14 protein-coding genes and 2 tRNA genes are annotated in these 16,771 nt (G+C 59.3%); 11 read left to right on the forward strand and 5 right to left on the reverse strand.

The window, feature by feature from the left end; all coding sequences use genetic code 11:
* The first annotated feature begins 62 nt into the window (after positions 1 to 62).
* Positions 63 to 830, forward strand: coding sequence for an SDR family NAD(P)-dependent oxidoreductase (locus ACVW1C_RS36915; RefSeq protein WP_456762458.1), 768 nt, complete (start codon positions 63 to 65; stop codon positions 828 to 830).
* An 83-nt stretch (positions 831 to 913) separates the two neighbouring features.
* On the opposite strand, the gene ACVW1C_RS36920 is transcribed toward ACVW1C_RS36915, so the two are convergent.
* The gene (locus ACVW1C_RS36920) at positions 914 to 2,137 is read right to left on the reverse strand and encodes a serine hydrolase domain-containing protein (protein WP_456762459.1); all 1,224 of its coding nucleotides are present in this window, start codon (positions 2,135 to 2,137) and stop codon (positions 914 to 916) included.
* A gap of 180 nt (positions 2,138 to 2,317) precedes the next feature.
* On the opposite strand from ACVW1C_RS36920, the gene ACVW1C_RS36925 reads away from it, so the two are divergent.
* Positions 2,318 to 2,393 (forward strand) — tRNA-Trp (locus ACVW1C_RS36925).
* An 84-nt stretch (positions 2,394 to 2,477) separates the two neighbouring features.
* Here ACVW1C_RS36925 and ACVW1C_RS36930 read toward each other — a convergent pair.
* Positions 2,478 to 3,707 (reverse strand): tyrosine-type recombinase/integrase, encoded by a 1,230-nt coding sequence (locus tag ACVW1C_RS36930; RefSeq protein ID WP_456762460.1) that lies wholly within the window; start codon positions 3,705 to 3,707, stop codon positions 2,478 to 2,480.
* The gene (locus ACVW1C_RS36935) at positions 3,707 to 4,063 is read right to left on the reverse strand and encodes a hypothetical protein (protein ID WP_456762461.1); all 357 of its coding nucleotides are present in this window, start codon (positions 4,061 to 4,063) and stop codon (positions 3,707 to 3,709) included. The genes ACVW1C_RS36930 and ACVW1C_RS36935 overlap by 1 nt, the downstream gene beginning before the upstream one ends.
* A 116-nt stretch (positions 4,064 to 4,179) precedes the next feature.
* Between ACVW1C_RS36935 and ACVW1C_RS36940 the strand changes: the two genes are divergently transcribed.
* From ACVW1C_RS36940 to ACVW1C_RS36975, 8 genes are all read left to right on the forward strand, one after another.
* Complete coding sequence (locus ACVW1C_RS36940) at positions 4,180 to 4,389, forward strand: helix-turn-helix domain-containing protein (RefSeq protein WP_456762462.1); 210 nt, start codon at positions 4,180 to 4,182, stop codon at positions 4,387 to 4,389.
* A gap of 39 nt (positions 4,390 to 4,428) precedes the next feature.
* Positions 4,429 to 4,506: transfer RNA gene (locus ACVW1C_RS36945), tRNA-Asp, on the forward strand.
* A gap of 41 nt (positions 4,507 to 4,547) precedes the next feature.
* Positions 4,548 to 5,480 carry a hypothetical protein gene (locus ACVW1C_RS36950; RefSeq protein WP_456762463.1) on the forward strand — a complete coding sequence of 311 codons (933 nt, stop codon included), beginning with the start codon at positions 4,548 to 4,550 and terminating at the stop codon, positions 5,478 to 5,480.
* Positions 5,481 to 5,997: 517 nt separating this feature from the next.
* Positions 5,998 to 6,798 (forward strand): helix-turn-helix domain-containing protein, encoded by an 801-nt coding sequence (locus ACVW1C_RS36955; RefSeq protein WP_456762464.1) that lies wholly within the window; start codon positions 5,998 to 6,000, stop codon positions 6,796 to 6,798.
* A complete protein-coding gene (locus ACVW1C_RS36960; protein ID WP_456762465.1) occupies positions 6,798 to 7,697 on the forward strand; it encodes a hypothetical protein in 900 nt (299 codons plus the stop codon). The genes ACVW1C_RS36955 and ACVW1C_RS36960 overlap by 1 nt, the downstream gene beginning before the upstream one ends.
* Before the next feature lie 5 nt (positions 7,698 to 7,702).
* Entirely contained in the window at positions 7,703 to 7,939 is a 237-nt protein-coding gene (locus tag ACVW1C_RS36965) for a hypothetical protein (protein WP_456762466.1), read from the forward strand.
* 362 nt (positions 7,940 to 8,301) lie between these two features.
* Positions 8,302 to 8,505 (forward strand): hypothetical protein, encoded by a 204-nt coding sequence (locus ACVW1C_RS36970; RefSeq protein WP_456762467.1) that lies wholly within the window; start codon positions 8,302 to 8,304, stop codon positions 8,503 to 8,505.
* Positions 8,506 to 8,580: 75 nt separating this feature from the next.
* A complete protein-coding gene (locus ACVW1C_RS36975; protein ID WP_456762468.1) occupies positions 8,581 to 8,865 on the forward strand; it encodes a hypothetical protein in 285 nt (94 codons plus the stop codon).
* A gap of 922 nt (positions 8,866 to 9,787) precedes the next feature.
* Here the strand turns inward: ACVW1C_RS36975 and ACVW1C_RS36980 are convergent.
* A complete protein-coding gene (locus ACVW1C_RS36980; protein ID WP_456762469.1) occupies positions 9,788 to 11,170 on the reverse strand; it encodes a peptidoglycan-binding protein in 1,383 nt (460 codons plus the stop codon).
* Between the two features lie 397 nt (positions 11,171 to 11,567).
* Between ACVW1C_RS36980 and ACVW1C_RS36985 the strand changes: the two genes are divergently transcribed.
* Positions 11,568 to 15,707 carry a HigA family addiction module antitoxin gene (locus tag ACVW1C_RS36985; protein WP_456762470.1) on the forward strand — a complete coding sequence of 1,380 codons (4,140 nt, stop codon included), beginning with the start codon at positions 11,568 to 11,570 and terminating at the stop codon, positions 15,705 to 15,707.
* Between the two features lie 446 nt (positions 15,708 to 16,153).
* Here ACVW1C_RS36985 and ACVW1C_RS36990 read toward each other — a convergent pair whose 3' ends face one another.
* A complete protein-coding gene (locus ACVW1C_RS36990; RefSeq protein ID WP_456762471.1) occupies positions 16,154 to 16,753 on the reverse strand; it encodes a hypothetical protein in 600 nt (199 codons plus the stop codon).
* Between the last annotated feature and the right edge of the window lie 18 nt (positions 16,754 to 16,771).

The raw sequence follows: 16,771 nt of genomic DNA on the forward strand, positions 1-16,771 counted from the left end.
AACTCCGGAACGCTGCCTAAGCTGAACTCAGAATTCAAACGCCTTACATCAGGGAGAGAAACATGACCTTGTTCGACATGAAGGGAAAAGTCGCCGTCATCACCGGCTCGACGCGCGGCATCGGGCTCGCCATTGCCGAGCGCATGGCCGAGCACGGCGCCAAGGTCGTGATCTCCTCGCGCAAGGCCGATGTCTGCGAGCAGGTCGCGGGCGACATCAACGGCAAGTTCGGCAAGGGCACCGCGGTCGCGATCGCCGCCAACATCTCGTCGAAGGAAAACCTGCAAAATCTGGTCGACGAGAGCAATCGCGCCTTCGGCAAGATCGACGTGCTGGTCTGCAACGCGGCGTCGAACCCGTATTACGGTCCGCTTGCCGGCATCTCCGACGATCAGTTCCGCAAGATCCTCGACAACAACATCGTCGCCAACAACTGGCTGATCTCGATGGTGGTGCCGCAGATGATCGAGCGCAAGGACGGCTCCATCATCATCGTGTCCTCGATCGGCGGCCTCAAGGGCTCGACCGTGCTCGGCGCCTACGCGATCTCGAAGGCCGCCGACATGCAGCTCGCGCGCAACCTCGCCTGCGAATATGGCAAGCACAATATCCGCGTGAACTGCATCGCACCTGGCCTGATCAAGACCGACTTCGCCAAGGCGCTGTGGGACAATCCGGACACGCTGAAGGCCTCGACCGCGCGCTCGCCGCTGCTGCGCATCGGCGTGCCTGACGAGATCGCCGGCGCCGCCGTGTTGATGGGCTCGCGCGCCGGCGACTTCATGACCGGCCAGACCATCGTGATCGACGGCGGCGCGACGATCAGCTGACGCGAAGCGTCATCCCCGGGGCGCGCGTCAGCGCGAACCCCCGATGCGCAATTGCGCATCGGGGATCTCGAGCCGCAATGACTTCACTCGACCGCCGCGTAGACGCCGTTGCGTACCAGCGAGCGGGTATATTCGCGCTGGCCCGGGCCCTGCATCATGAAGACCGCGATCAGCTCTTCGCGCGGATCGATCCAGAAGAACGTCCCGGCCATGCCACTCCAGAAGTACTGGCCGACCGAGCCGGAGAACGGGGCGATGCCCTGCTGCATGCGCACGGCAAAGCCGAGGCCGAAGCTGTGGCCGGGCGACACCAGCGTGCCCTGGACCTTGACGCCGGCGCCGAGGTGGTCGGAGGCCATGAATTCGAGCGTCTTGCGGCCGATGATCCTGACACCGTCGAGCGAGCCGCCGCCCAGCAGCATCTGCGCGAAACGCGCATAGTCCATCGTGGTCGACACCAGTCCGCCGCCGCCGGATTCCATCGCCGGCTTCTCCAGCATGTTGAACAGCTGCACCTTCTCGTTGGTCCAGGGATCGTTGGCAAAGGCCTCGGCAAGCCGTCCGGCATTGGCCTCCGGGGTGTGGAAGGCGGTCTCGTTCATTTGCAGCGGTGAGAGGATGCGCTCGGTGAGGAACGCGCCGAGCGTCTGGCCGCTGACGACTTCGATGATGCGGCCTAGGATGTCGGTGGAGCGGCTGTAGTTCCACTCGGCGCCGGGCTGGCAGATCAGCGGCATGCCGGCGAGCATGGTGGCGTGCTCGGCATTGGTGATCTTGCGGCTGCGCAGCCGCGACTGCTGGTAGAGCTGCTGCACCGGGCCATTGCCGGTGTGGTCGTAGGTCAGGCCGGAGGTGTGGCGCAGCAGGTCCTGGATCGTCATCTGCCGCTGGACGGGGACCAGCTCGAGCTTGCCGTTGTGCTCGACGCCGACCTTGGTCTTGGCGAATTCGGGGATGAATTTCGCGACGGGGTCGTTGAGCAGGAAGTGGCCGTCCTCCAGTAGCATCATGATGCCAACCGAGACGATCGGCTTGGTCATCGAGAAGATGCGGAAGATCGTGTCATGCGTCATCGGCGCCGACGCCGCCGGGCTTTGCCGCCCGATCGCATCGAACCAGCCGATCTGGCCGCGCCGCGCCACCAGCACCGTGAAGCCGGGTGCGGTTCCCTTGTCGACCTCGCGCTTGAAGGTGTCGGACAGCGCCTGCAGCCGCGCGCTCGACAGTCCGATCGATTCGGGTTTGGCGAGGGGGAGGGACGGGGTGGTTTGGCTGGCGGCGTGCTTGGTGGCAGTCTGGGCGTTCATGGTCTCTCCCGGGTTCTTGATTCTTGCGGCGGAGCGCCGACGTGGGGTGATCTTGGAGTGATGGCCGAAGTCTGGCGCAGAAGTTTTGCAATGAACAGAAGCTTCACCGCTTCGCCCTTGCAATCCGGCCATGCCCTGTGCTTGAAACGGCGCGAACCGGCGGCGACGCAGGTTCCCTGCAGGAGTGTAGCTCAATTGGTAGAGCACCGGTCTCCAAAACCGGGGGTCGCAGGTTCGAGCCCTGCCACTCCTGCCAGTAAAATCAATGACTTAGCTTAGCTTTTCACGGCGCTGCCCCGGATTTGCTAACCGGTTTGCTAACAGGGGGCGGGCGCCCGATTCAACCAACCTTGAGAAATCCGGCGGTCAAGCCCGCGATAGCGTCCGACAGCTTCTCGTCGGCCTTCTTCAGCCGCTTTCGTTTGGTGTAGGCCCGCAACAGGATGGCGGGATCGTCGCCGATCCGCTGGGCCACGGTATGCACCGGAATGCCTGCGTCAAGCAGGGCGGTGCTGTGGACGCCCCGCAGGTCGTGAAACCGCGTCCTACCGAATCCGAGGGTTTCGGCGCGGTCGGCGAAGTCCCGCGAGAAGTTGCGTGGGTGACGCGGCGCAGTGAAGGACACCGAGATAGCCGGAAACATCAGCGCATCAGCGGGCAGCCGGATCAGGGACAGATCAACCTCGGCACCGTCAGGAACGCCAGCATAGAGCCGCAGGTGCCGCTCCTTCTCCTTGAGTAGCATGGCAATCACGGCGGCATCCAGATCGACAGTCCTGATCCCGCGCTTGGTCTTCGGCGGCTTGACCCGGATTCCGAATTTCTTCGTGTGCTCTAGAGCCCGCTCAATCCGCAGCGTCTTCTTGTCGACGTCGAGATCAGACCACCGCAGCGCCAGCAATTCATTGCGCCGAGCGCCGATGGCTGCTGCTAGCACAACGGTAGTGTAGATGGTCGACGACCTAAACCCGGCAATCAGTATTGCCAGTTCGGTTTCCGTAAGACCCTCGCCGATGTCATCGATCCGTTCATCGTCATCGGGATCAAAGTCAAAGGCCTCCGGCGCGGGGATTTGCTCGACCCGCAGCATGGGATTGGCGGCGATGAGTCCCTTGCGATGCGCCGTCGCCAAACAGGACCCGAGAACGGTGTGGACATGATGCTGCGTGCGCGGCGAAATTGCCTTCGCATCCGCCATCTTCGCATAGAGCCTGTCGATCTCTGGTGCACGCAGTTTCTGTAGTAATCGGTGGCCGAGCGCTGGCTTGACATGCGTCCGGAGCAGTTGCCCGTAACGCTCTAGCGTCCGCTGACTGACCTTCTTCCGCCGTCGTCCTGGCGCGCCACTCTCAATCCACTGGTCGACCCATTGGCCGACTGTCAACTTTGAGGCCTCCACATATTTGTCGTCGTCCAACTCCGTGATGAGCCGAGCCAATTCCTTCTCGGCCTCGCGCTTGGTCCCCTTGTAGGTGACCCACTTTTGTTTGCGCTTCTCGCCGCGCTCGCGTGGCAGATCGATGATCAGCGAGAACGAACCTTCCGAACGTTGCTTGATGCTGCCTGCCATCACTTATCCTCCTGCTCGATAAATCCACTGCGCGGCAGCGGATAGCCCGGCGGCAGCCAACCGTCGCCGTATCGCGTTCGGACTTTCACGTACCCAGCCTTGCGAAAGGCCGCCTCGATGTTGCCCTTCTCGATTTCGGCCAACGTCGCCCGCATGGCTTCGAGCATGAAGTACGGCGCTAGCGCATGCTCGATTAGCGCCTCCGCTTCCTGACTCTGGGTACGGCCGGACTTTTGGGCGGCTTCATCGATCTTTTTCTTCACCTCCGGCCGCACCTTGAGGCCAAGGCTGACGCGTGTGCCCTTCGCCGCAGGTTTGATCGGTCGCCCAAGGCGCTTCTCTTCCTTCTTTGTCATCTCATTTCCCTTTTCATCCCTTTTCTTATGATCGCGAGAAATACTTGTCAACACGGTCGGGGAGGTGTAAGGAATCGGAATGATTTCTCACGATCCGAAGAAAGGAGACGTGATAGATGGCCAAGAGTGCAAAGAAGCGTGCCACGCCCGTCGCAGCGCCGACCACTGCGACTATGACGATTGACGAGGCCGCGAAGCGGTTACGGATTGGGCGAAACCAAGCATACGAAGCCGTGCATCGCGGCGATCTGCCGGTCATCAAAATCGGCAAGCGATTGCTTATTCCGACCGCTGCGCTGGATCGTATGCTCGGTGAGATCGCATGAAAAAGCCCCGGCCTCTCAGCCGGGGCTTGCTCTTTTTATGGAGCGGGCAGGGTCGCGAAGGTCATTGCCTGTCAAGCTGATCGACCTTCGGGAGTTCAAGTCTCCTCCGCTCCACCAATCCGCAGCGCCAACTGCGGCAAAGCATCGAGGAGGATGCAATGGGAAGTCCCAATACGACGGCCGCTCTGGCTGCGCAAGTCTCGCCTCGTCAAACCGCTTATGTAGCTAGCGACATAAAAAAGCGGTCCAGACGGACCAAGGCAATCGTCACCGGCATTCGAGACGGCATCCGGCAAATCCTGGAGCAGGATAATCCCCAGACAGTGCGGCAAGTCTTCTATGCTCTAACCGTTCGCGGCCTGATTAGAAAGCTGGAGATCGAATACCAGAGGACTGTCATCCGTCTGCTGGTGGACATGCGCGAAAAGGGAGAAATCCCGTTCACCCTGATCGCGGATAATACAAGATGGATGCGTAAGCCAACAACGTTCACCGGCCTTGATGCCTGCCTCAATGCCACATCGAAATTCTATCGTCGTGATCTGTGGGCCGCGATGCCTGTTTACGTGGAAGTGTGGTGTGAGAAGGATGCCCTCGCTGGCGTTCTCATGGAAGAGACGGACAAGTACGATGTGCCGCTGATGACCGCACGCGGATATGCCAGCTTGACCTTCCTGCATAGTGCAGCAGAAGCCATCAAGGCGAACGGCAAGCCTGCGTGGATTTATCACTTCGGCGATTTGGACCCGAGCGGACGCGACGCGGCTCGCGACATCGAAGCGAAACTTCGGCGCTATGCTCCGAACGCCGAAATTCATTTCGAATGTCCGGCGGTGACTCGCGAACAAGTCGCGCAATGGCGTCTTCCGACCCGTCCAACCAAGATGTCTGACTCCCGCGCCAAGAAATTCAACAACCGCGAGTCGGTAGAGCTAGACGCGATCCCGGCCGCGACACTCCGCGACTTGGTTCGCAACTGCATTGAACGGCATATCGATCAGGAGCAGCTAGCGATCTTGCGGGTCGCGGAGGAGTCCGAACGTGAGACACTGGGGAAATGGGCGAAGTACGTCAAGGGCGGCACGAAATGAGCGATAGCGGCGCCACATGAATGTGCAGTCAGCCGGGCACGCTAGAATGTTGGAAGGTGTGCGTACCAGAAGGTATTCGCAAACGTCATTACCCGGGTGTCCGGCCGCACCTGGTGACGGAATTGATAGCGTTGCGCACTGGATCATACACCGCGCGGCTGTGCAGAGACTGCGCGCCGCTTGGCGGTAGTTATCCGGGCGGCCCATGGTGGACCCGAACGGGCTTGTGTGCGGTTTGCGGGGTCGAGGTCTATCTAAATCCGTCCGAACGGATGAAGCATGAGCGCAACAAGGTAAAGCTGCTGTGCTCGACAAAATGCGGTCGCCAGCCGTGCGTCTTCTCACGCACCGCGATCCGTGCTGCCAAAGAGGCTGAACTGCGGGCCGAACGGGAGCGAGTCGAAGCCAAGCGCAGGGAACGGCGGCGCGTCGATCGACTCATCGAAGAGCTTTGGCCGGAGGATGAAGCTTTCGGTGCCGGTAACCGCAAGCCTCTCCCCAGGCGAGGAGCACGCTCATGAGCGACGATGATTTCACTGGTCGCATCTTCGCGTGGCTGCGACAGGTTCATGGCGACCGCACGCTGCACCCGACAGCTTTCAAGCTCGCTTTCACGATCAGCCAGTTTGTCAACCGGAAGACGGGCACGGCGTGGCCTAGCCTGCCGACGCTCGCCGCCGCGATCGGTGTCACTGAGCGGGCCGTGATCGATCTGATCACCCGGCTGGAAGCGAGTGGCCATCTGCAGGTCGAGCGGCATCGCGGCCGCAGCAGGTCGAATACCTATCGGCTGATCGAGAATGAGGACGACGAAAAGGTGCAGTCGACTTCACCTTTTCAGGATGAAAAAGATGAAGTCCAGCGCGCTAAAAGGTGCAGTCCAGCGCAGAAAAAGGTGAAGCCCACTTCACCCGATTCAACCTTAGAACCATCCTTAGATGGTTCTAGGGAGGGAGAGGACGCCTCCCGGCGGCGCGCGGCTGGCGCCGCGCCGCCTGAAGAGGGAGGGGTTGCGTGGGTCGAGTTCCAACAACTCTGGCAGCGCGGCCACTCGGACGATCCGGTGAAGGTGCGCCAAGCATTCACCAAGGCGGTCGGCCAGCACGGCGCCGAGGCGATCCTTGGCAGCGCTCGGGCATGGGCTGCGGTGCGGGAGCCGCAGTATCTGCCAAACCCGGTGAAGTGGCTCGCAGGCGGCTGGCAGGCAGCTCCACCCGCTGGGACCGGCGCCACCGCCGTGCAACGCACCAGCCGCAAGCGCACCGCCGCCGAGGTCGGCACCGCCTACTACGCCGACGCCAAAGCGAGGGGGCGGTGATGGGCAAGAAGCTGACCGTCATCCCGCCCGCCGCACCGCCTGCACCGTCGTCGCCATGGCCGAGCGCAAAACAGTTGAAGGTGCTCGGCGACAAACTCGACACGCTGGACTTCTACTTTCGCCGAATGTGGGACGTCGCCGAACGGCTCGGCGAACTGCGACGCGAGGGGGAACGCTTGCCAACACCGGACGAGCTGGCGCTGGCGCGGAACTGCATCGTTGAATACGAGCAGTCAGCTGTTCGCGCCGCGCTGCTGAATGGTGATCTCGCACGGATGCACGATGAGCGCGTGCCTGCCGATTGGTGGAGCGACGACGAGGTCCGCGAATCCGCCATCGCTCGGTTCGTCACGATCTTGATCGCGAGCTTTCCGAATGGCGTCAAGGACCCTGAGGTGTTCGTGCCGCAGATGATCGAGGATGTGGTCGAGTGGGCGCCGCATTTCTTCAGCATGCAGGATGCCGCCCGCGAGCTGCGCAACACGCAGACGTTCGCACCCTCCACGGCCGAGCTGAAACAGGCCTACGATACGGCGATGACGAAATGGCAAGCACGCTGGGACGCGGAGAACTGCGCCGAGACGACCCGCGAGGAATTGCTGCGGGAGATCGCCATGGCCGAGGCCAGGATCGCCGATGCAGAGCGGCGCCAAAAATATTTCGAGGCGAAGCGCGCTCCGCTGGCCGTCGGCGATCGGGTTCGTCACAGGCAGCACGGCCCCGGCGTCATCGTCGCCCATCCGGATAAGCTGAATGTCTGCTGGGTGTGGTGGGATGCGCTGGACCGATCATGGCTAGTCCGGTTCGATGGCGATGCCGATCCGCAATGTGTGTGGGCGGGTGATCTGGAAAAGCTGGTGGAAGGCGACGAGGGTTTTGCACCATCGAGCGAGGAGTGAGAGGAATGGCAGGCCACAAGATCAGTCGTCGGCAGCGTGAGGCGATCCGGCGCGGCCAGACCGTCCGCCTGTATCGCGGCTTCCGCCGCAACGAGCCACCGCCGCGCCCGGCCGGACCATGCAGGAAGATTGATCCGGTCGACGGCACGACGGTAATCGTGTTGCACGGCCTCGGCGCCAAGGACCTGCGAACGCGGCGGGCGCGGATCGGCTGGCCGCGATTGGGGGACCCGCCATGTTGAAGCGCAGCCCAACCGGTGCGGCGCCGGAGATCGCCCGGCCTGAGACAGCGGCGCTCGCGCCGACGCATCAGCGGGCTTGCCACGGGCTCGGCGCGACGTCACTGGTGACCGGATCGGCCACGCTCGATAGCAAGCCACGCTAATCTACCCCGCGAGGGCCCCTCTCGTGCCGCACCGAGGCGCGCGGTCCACGGCCCATATCGTGATAAGCTGCGACGACGAGGCTCGCGCGAGCCAGCCACATATCGTGGAGCGAGGGCACCAGAGCCTCGGTCGTAAGCGAGACACGCTCAATGAGGCGTTCACATCGCACCACTAGTTCTGAGCGACGGCGCCTTCTCACACGCAGCCGTATGCGCCACTTGCGCGAGCGTGCGAAACAACATCGGCGCGACCCACTCAGCTATTTTCAAGTTCCGCTTCCTGAATCTGTGATCCACAAACTCGCTTCCGATTTGACGCTCGAAAACGCTGATGATGTGCCGGTCAATGACCGCACGTGGCGCACTTTGATCGGCCTCGTCATCGCCAGCCTGGTCAAGTCGGCCATCGCAAAAAAACGGTGACGCGTCACGCTCTAATGGCCTCTTGTTGCGTATGATCTCCCAAATGAAAAATCAACCACTTTGGGAAAACGCACGATGCGTAAGCTTGCGGATATCGTCGACAGCGTCGCGCCGCGCGATGTTGTCGTGAGCAACAACGGCGCGAGCATTAATTCCACGGACGAAATAGACCATCTGGTCCGCGCCCTTGGTTCTATAGTGGTCGCGGCGCGTGACTTGTCCGACGAGGATCATGCCAGACTCAAGCGGCTCATCCTCGCTGCGGGCGACCTGATGTCGTCGAGGGATCGGCTTAAATCCGCTGATCGGCAGCTGTTCGAGACCGCGTTGCTTGCCGCCACAGCGCGAAGGCAAGGATAAAGATGAGGCAATCATACTGATCAACGGAGACACCATCGCAATGAGTATTGAGGACCGGCAAGGCGGAGAGACGACGCTCGCCGAGCGGATCGCGCGCTCGCGTCGTGCCACTCGAAGGGCAAGGCTGATCCTCGCTGCGTCCGAATCCGCTCGCACGAGATCACGCGTGGCTACTGCAAAGGCGCGAGCGTTGCTCGACCGTGAGTCAAGCCACACGCAGCCATCAACAACTTGGCGCGGTGAGGACATGACGCTCAAATGGCGCGGGCAGCGAATTCCCCTCTCAAACTGGCGTTGGGACAAATAAATCGGCCGGGGGGCGATGCGTTTTATTGCGCCCCGTCTAACGACCGACCGGTCGATGGCATCAAAATCAAAATCGTCCAGAATTCCTGAGAATGGACTATGCGGCAACGCGGCAGGAAATCGTGCTCGGAATTGTCAAGCGTAGTCATTGACGCAGGGCCACACACGCCTCCAACACCGCCTTCCGAGTTGTCGGATGCACAGGGAAGTGTCTGGCGTCAAGTCGTTGGTTCACTGCCCTCTGATTGGCTAGCTCGGGCTACACATCCCATCCTGGTGGCGTACTGTCGTCATGTCTGCCGCGCGCGGTTGCTCGAAATGCAGATCGCACGATTCGAAATTGAGTGGACTGGCGTCGACGGTGGCCTTGAGCGGCTGGATCGGCTCTTAGCAATGGCGGAGCGGGAGACCAGAGCAATTACCGCATGTGGTCGCGCCCTGCGGCTGACCCCGCAAGCGCAAATGCACCCCCGAACTGCAGGTAGGGCCATCAGCAATCTACCTGTCGGTCCGCGGCCTTGGGACCCGATATCTTAAACCGGAAGTGCTCACCAGGTGCCTGCCCTCATCTATTGAGCGAGATCAAGCAGCGGTCATTTTTAGCTTCTCGGATGTTCTACATTGGCTGCGACATCGGTGCGTCGGGGTGTCCGCCCCGCTGCTTCTCAGCTTCGTACTGATGCTGACAATTCGCAATCAGCTTCTGGATATTCTCGTTGAACATTGGAATCTTAATATACAACGTGCCACGCGAAGTTTCGATTTCGGCCAGCACTCGCCATGTCGTTTCCGCTGCTTCCAAACCGTCGTGATCAAAAACGAGCCGCGCAACGGTTATTCTATTTCTCCATTTCTCGGCTTGGAAACTGATCGATTCGACCGAACCGTCATTGATGCGCTTCTTGCCGACGATGCCGTTATCAAAACGCGAGGTGATGAAACCGAGCGAGGCAGCTGGTTCGCGGTCGTTTTCCAGCGTCGCTTGGAACGGCACGTGATCTCTATCGCAGAATCCCTCCACGCTTGCGACCGCACCTGTGCCATTGGTTTGTCTAGATAGTACCGTGTATTCCATCTCCTCAGTCATAGGGTTCATGTGTTCTCGCAACGTCCATTTCACGTCAGACACTTTGGCCGCGTACTCCGGTCCCTTTCTTTGGGCCTCATCAACTTGTTGTCGCCACTCGGCGGCTCTTGCTGCGTCCTCCTCCAGCCGCTTTCTTTCTCGCTCCTCTGCTTCTTGTTTAGCCCGTTCCTCCGCGCGTCTTGCGAGCTCTTCAGCCAGCTTCTGAGCGTCGATCGCCGCTTGTTTAGCCTTGGCTTCGGCTGCAGCACGTGCTTCGCGAGCTTCTATCTGTTCCGGACTCTCAAGGACAGATACACGTTGCTGATCAGATAAGTAACCTGTCGGACTTGCGCCGATACTTCGTTGATAGTCGCGGATTGCCGCCCGGGTGTTTGGACCAAATTGGCCATCTGGAGTCGCGCGGTATTTCTGCACGCGGTTGCGCAGCAATCCTTTGATGATCAGTGCTTGTTGAATTTCGATGTGCTGTTCTGGGGTAAGCTTTGACTCGAGGAGAGCGTCACGGCTGAGCCTTGCCCTCAATATTGCTGTGCGCGCGTTGAACGCGCTGATGACGCAGTTTACTTGCGATTGAGTGATCGGCTGTATCGGTGGCGGTGGAAATCCGTAAACTCGATCAAGCTGCGAGGGTTGCGGAGGAAGCCCGCATCGCCAGCTTATTGATTGGTTGAATGCGTTCTGTTCACTTTCGTCTTGAACGCTCTTCGAGGCTGCCCAAAATGCCGAACTCATATTCCAGTCCGCGCTGGCGGCATCTGAATTACTGCATAATATCACTGCTAGAGCGGTGTTCACGCCATGACTGCAGTCGAAACTCGGTCCATCGATAGCGCGTACTGATCCTGCGCTCAAAAGCAGGGCCGATGCAATTCCGGTTGCGAGCTTGGTTATCCAAATGACTTTCTGAGGCATGTGGAAACGTCCTCTGCACGTCGGATAATTTTCTGCTCTTTGCAGCCCCACTCCGTTGATTCGTATCAATTGCTGGAGCTGCTGTTCAGCGCCACGACGTCGCAAACAGAACCTAATCGTCGCGCGCCTCACGAAAGCGAGCGGTCGCGTTGGCGGTTGCCAATCGTGAGGTCAAAGGAAATCGCCCAATAAACACTCGCCCGGGGCTAATATTCCGCGCAGTTGCATCAGCGTCGTCTCTCGCCCTCTGGTCTTCGTCCTGCGGATCGCTAGCCTCGCTAATCAAAGAGGCGTGGCTAGCCGAACGCGAAACGCAACTTGGTTGCCGTCCTTGTATTCTGTAGCGCGACACAATACGGTGGCTCTGAATTGCACCACTTGTGGAACGGAGTTTTGCGTGGACGCTGGAGAAGACGCCCCTCATCCGGGAGCCAGAATTAAGGCGGACGTCATTCCGATCGGTATGTCAGTCACGAAAGCCGCCAGATTAATGGGCGTAGGCCGCCCGGCCTTGTCGAACCTGCTCAACGGCAATGCCTCCCTGTCGGCTGACATGGCGGCGCGCTTAGAAAAAGTGTTCAACTACCCTCGCAGGGACCTGATGGCGATGCAGGCGAGGTACGAAGAAGCGCACGCAAAACAGATAACTCCTCCTGTTGAAGCGAAGGCGTACGTGCCGCCCTTTTTGGCAATTAAGGCCAACGACATCGAAAGTTGGGTTGCGCACAACATCCCGGCTCGAAGCCGCTTGGCAGTTTTCTTACGTACTCTGGTGCACTCGACAGGCAGTGGGCTGAAGAAAGTAGATTTTCCAGGCAACGACGATGCTGAACGACCTGGCTGGGATGGGTTCGTGGATGCCAGCGAAGGAACGCCTTGGGTGCCTGCCGGACGTTCCGGCTGGGAGTTTGGCACAAACGATGATCCCAAGGCGAAGGCTGACGGCGATTTCGACAAGAACGTGAAAGCTCTTGAGAGAGACGAGCGCGTCGGAATTGCTTTTGTCTTCGTGACACCCCGCCGCTGGCCAGGAAAGGCCGCCTGGGTGACAGCAAAGCAGGCGAAACGACTTTGGAAAGAGGTTCGTGCCTACGACGCCAGTGACCTAGAGCAATGGCTGGAGCAGTCGCTACCAGGGCAGGCGTGGTTTGCCAATGAGACGAACATCCCCGCGCAACATGTTCGTTCGCTCGACAAGTGTTGGGCCAACTGGGCTGATGTCTCGATACCCTCCCTAACTGGCGCGCTGTTCAGTTCGGCGATCGAGGCGACCAAGCGTACAATGCTTTCGCGCCTGACCAAGCTCCCCGAACGACCAATCCTGATAGCAGCGGACTCGACCGAAGAGGCGCTTGCATTTCTCGCTCAACTGTTTAGTGAGCGCGGCGGCGAAGAACTGGCCTTGTATCGGGACCGCGTGCTGGTGTTCGACCAGCCTGGGGTCCTCCCGCGCTTGGCGACAGGCGCGCAGGCCTTCATTCCGGTCGTGTTCACACGGGAGGTCGAGCGCGAACTCGCACCGTACGCGAATTCAATGCACTGCATTGTCGTCTACCCGCGCAATGCGGCGACCACCGAGCCTGACATTGTTCTCGATCCGGCGAATTACGACACTTTCAACAAGGCGCTCGAAGAAATGGGTAAGGACCGCGATGAAACCTCGCGCCTTGCGAACGCTTCGGGACGATCGCTGACCGTTTTGCGGCGTCAACTTTCCACGGTGCCTGCAGTGCAGACGCCAGAATGGGCGGCGGATCGACTGATTGCGGCAAGGCTTGTGCCCTTCCTCTTCGTCGGCGCGTGGAACAGCCAGAATGAGACCGACAGGCTGGGTCTCTCGCTCCTGGCCGGAGGCAGACCTTATGACGATCTTGAGAAGGAGTGCCAGAGCCTCACTCAGCTAAACGACGCGCCGATGTGGTCGCTCGGCACCTACAGAGGCGTAATCTCAAAAGTCGATCTGCTGTACGCGGTCGCCCACGCGGTAACACCTCAAGACTTAGGCCACTACTTCTCCATGGCGCGGATGGTCCTTGGTGAAGACGATCCAGCACTCGATCTTGATGAAGATCAGCGCTGGGCTGCACCTATCCACGGAAAGACGCGCGAATTTTCCTCCCTTTTCCGCGCAGGCATCTCGGAGACTCTGGTGTTGCTAGCCGTGCATGGCGGGCACTTGTTCAAGCGGCAGCTTGGCGTTGACACCGAGATTGAAGTGGTGCGCGTTGTGCGTGATCTGCTCCCGACACCGTTGACCACGCGGATATTGGAGGCCAACGACAGAGACCTTCCAACCTACGCGGAAGCAGCACCCGACGAATTCCTTTCGATCATTGAACGCGATCTCCGGTCTAAGGATCCTGCGGTGCTTGGCCTTCTACGCCCGGTTGATACAGGTGTGTTCGGGCATAGCCCCAGCCGCACGGGTCTGCTGTGGGCATTGGAGGGCTTGTCGTGGAGCCCGGTGACGTTGCCTCGTGCCGCCTACATCCTAGCCCAGCTCTCGCAGGTTGAGATCAACGATAATTGGGTCAACAAGCCAATGCACTCGTTGGAATCAATATTCCGAGCATGGATGCCGCAGACAGCGGCAAACGCGCGAGAACGAGTGGAACTGATGAAGAAGCTGGCGCAAAAATTCCCGGACGTCGCATGGAAAATTTGTGTCGCGCAGTTCAGCATACATAGTCGCGTCGGTGATTACAGTCATAAGCCGCGCTGGCGTCCAGACGGTTATGGGTTCGGCGAACCTTTCCCGACGTGGGAACCGATTAATGAGTTTGTGCGCGAGATGGTCGAGATGGCGCTGACCTGGAATGATCACTCGCGCGGAATGCTGTGCGATCTGGTGGATCGTCTTCCGGGCCTGATTGAGGCCGACCAGAAACGCGTATGGGCGCTGATCCAAGCATGGGCCAAGAATAGGGCTAGTGATGACGATAAAGCCGCCATGCGCGAAAAAATTCGGGTCGCAACGTTATCGCGACGTGTTGCGCTTCGCGCGAAGAAAGGCGGCGCTCCGTCAAACTTCGCTGTGGCGGGCAAGGCCGCATATATGGCGTTGGAGCCGAGTGATCTCTTAAACAAGCATGCTTGGCTCTTCCGCAACACTTGGATCGAAGAATCCGCTGACGAGATCGAGGATATCGAAAGTGTCAACTACACCGCTCGCGAAGAGCGTATCCAAAGTTTGAGAGCCGAGGCATTACGAGAAATCCTAGAGCAGCGTGGGCTCGCCGCGCTTCTGGAACTTGCTAAGCGTGGAAATGCCGCATGGTTGATCGGAGTGATCGCAGCTAGTGCCGTGCTGAGCCAACAAGAACTTGAAGAAGTGCTCCGACTCGCCCTCGGTCCGATCGTTGCAGGCAAGGAAGAGGCTCACACCTACCGGAATGTTATTGGCGGCGCGCTCCGTACCTTTGTCGGAAATGACGATAAACTAGAGTCGGTTCTCACGAGCGTCGCGGCGGGATTGTCCGACGACGAAATCGTTCCGCTGTTTGTTCTTGCGCCGTACGGCAGGAAGACCTGGGAGCTGGTTAATAGGCTGAACGAGGCAGCTAAGGCCAAGTATTGGAGCAGTGTGGCGCCTTACTGGATTCACAACTCGGATTCAGAAAACAACCAAGGCGTCGAGCTACTGTTGAAGGCGAACCGGCCGCGAGCCGCGTTCTCATGCATTCAGTTAGAACCAGGCAAGCTCGATGCTCAGGTTCTTTTCAACCTAATGTCGGCGATGGCGCAGGGTGGCGATGACCAGCCAGGCCACTACTTGCTCGAGCATTATCACGTTGAAGAAGCATTCAAGCACTTGAACAACGGCCCAACGCTAACGCTTGAACAGAAGGCAGGTTTAGAATTTGCCTACATCGACGTGCTGGCGCGACCGTGGGATAGCCGGGACGGCTATGGCATTCCCAATCTCGAACGGTACGTTGAGGCGCATCCTGAACTCTTTGTACAGGCAGTTTCGTGGACCTACAAACGGAAGGACGGCGCGCCTGATCCAACCGAGTCCGAGGTCCCGCCGGATCGTATCAAGACTCTGGCGGAGCGCGGTTACAAGCTATTGGATGGATTCGATCTTATCCCGGGTCACAACGACCTCGGCGAATTGGAAGTAGATCGCCTTGCGAAGTGGATCGCGACCGTTCGTCAACAGTGCGCTGAGCTAGATAGAGGAGAGATTGCCGACATTTGCATTGGCAAATTGCTGTCGCATGCGCCGGTCGGCAAGGACGGCGTCTGGCCATGTGAGCCGGTTCGCGATGTAATGGAGGACATCCAGTCCGAGCCAATGATGAATGGCGCACATACCGGCGTATATAATTCGCGCGGCGTTCACGCGCGAGGTGAAGGCGGCGATCAGGAGCGTGGTTTGGCGGAAAAGTATCGCAGGTGGGGATCCACCATTCAGATTTCGCACCCGTTCGTCGCCTCTAGGCTTTTGATGACGCTGGCGAAAACCTATGATCATGAAGCTAATCGGGAAGATACGGAGGCGAAGATCAGGCGTCGCATGCTTTCCGGACGGTGAGCATTCGAATGGCGCCGCGAGCGGCCCCAGCAGCCTTTTGGGGGCCATGGGAGGCTGGCTGCTGGGGCCATCTACCGGCCCGGATGGAAGCGTGCGGGCCAGTTTGAGTAATGAGGGAGAGAGATACCGTTACGCTCTCAGCGTGGCGGCGTCTTTTCGAAAAGCGCGATCGGTTTCCGGCTGGTTCTCCGCCCCCTCGCAATGTGTGCATGACATGTGTCCCGCACTCCGCCCTTTTGGTGGGTGGAAGGTCAAGGGCTTGTGGCACTTCGCGCAGGTGGGCCACTTCGGCAGCTTCGTCATGAACGGTAGAATTGCGGACGGCTCAGTGCGAGGATTGATCTCGGTCAACGGTGAGCTGGATTTTTTACCTTAGTTATCTTTCAAATTGAATGAGGCCGCCAACTGAGGCCGACCTCATTCCTCAAAAACATGTTTCGTCCAATTCAACGCTCAACAATTGATGACCTCAACCGCTGCTCCTCTTCTTTCGATATGCGTTGATTATCCGAAGCGGCGGTCACCGGCGCTGCGGCAGTTGCGGCGGCCACGGCAGCATCAACACCGCTAACGTTCTGTCCATCCTGTACGATCACACGGGCAATCACCGCCGGAATTGAAACTGGATTGCCAAATATGGCTTTATACGTTTCGATCCCAACGAAGCCACCCCACAACCGAACAATATCATGTTCAAGGATGCGCGACTCGGAGGCGGAAGCCTTTGTGTAGAATACAAGAACTGTATCCCTCCAAGAATCGAACTCAATGTCCTTAGTCACGTTGACGCGCAATATGACGTCCAATCCGTCTTCCATCACTTGCACTACTTCGCCACGAAATGTGACCACCGCGCCAAGCCAATTGTGGGGGTCGCGTGCCAGCGATGAGTAAGGAATGTCTTGCGCCTTCGCCTTAACATCGGCGACTGACATTCTAATGGTTTTTAGCGCCGCATCCCTGTCAAATGCGGCAGCGGGTTGCAAGAAGAAGGTTAGAGCGAGCGCTATTACAGACAATCGAGGTTTCAAAAATCCGTTCAGCATGACGCACCTCGTGCACAA

The organism is Bradyrhizobium sp. USDA 4011 (genome assembly GCF_054063415.1).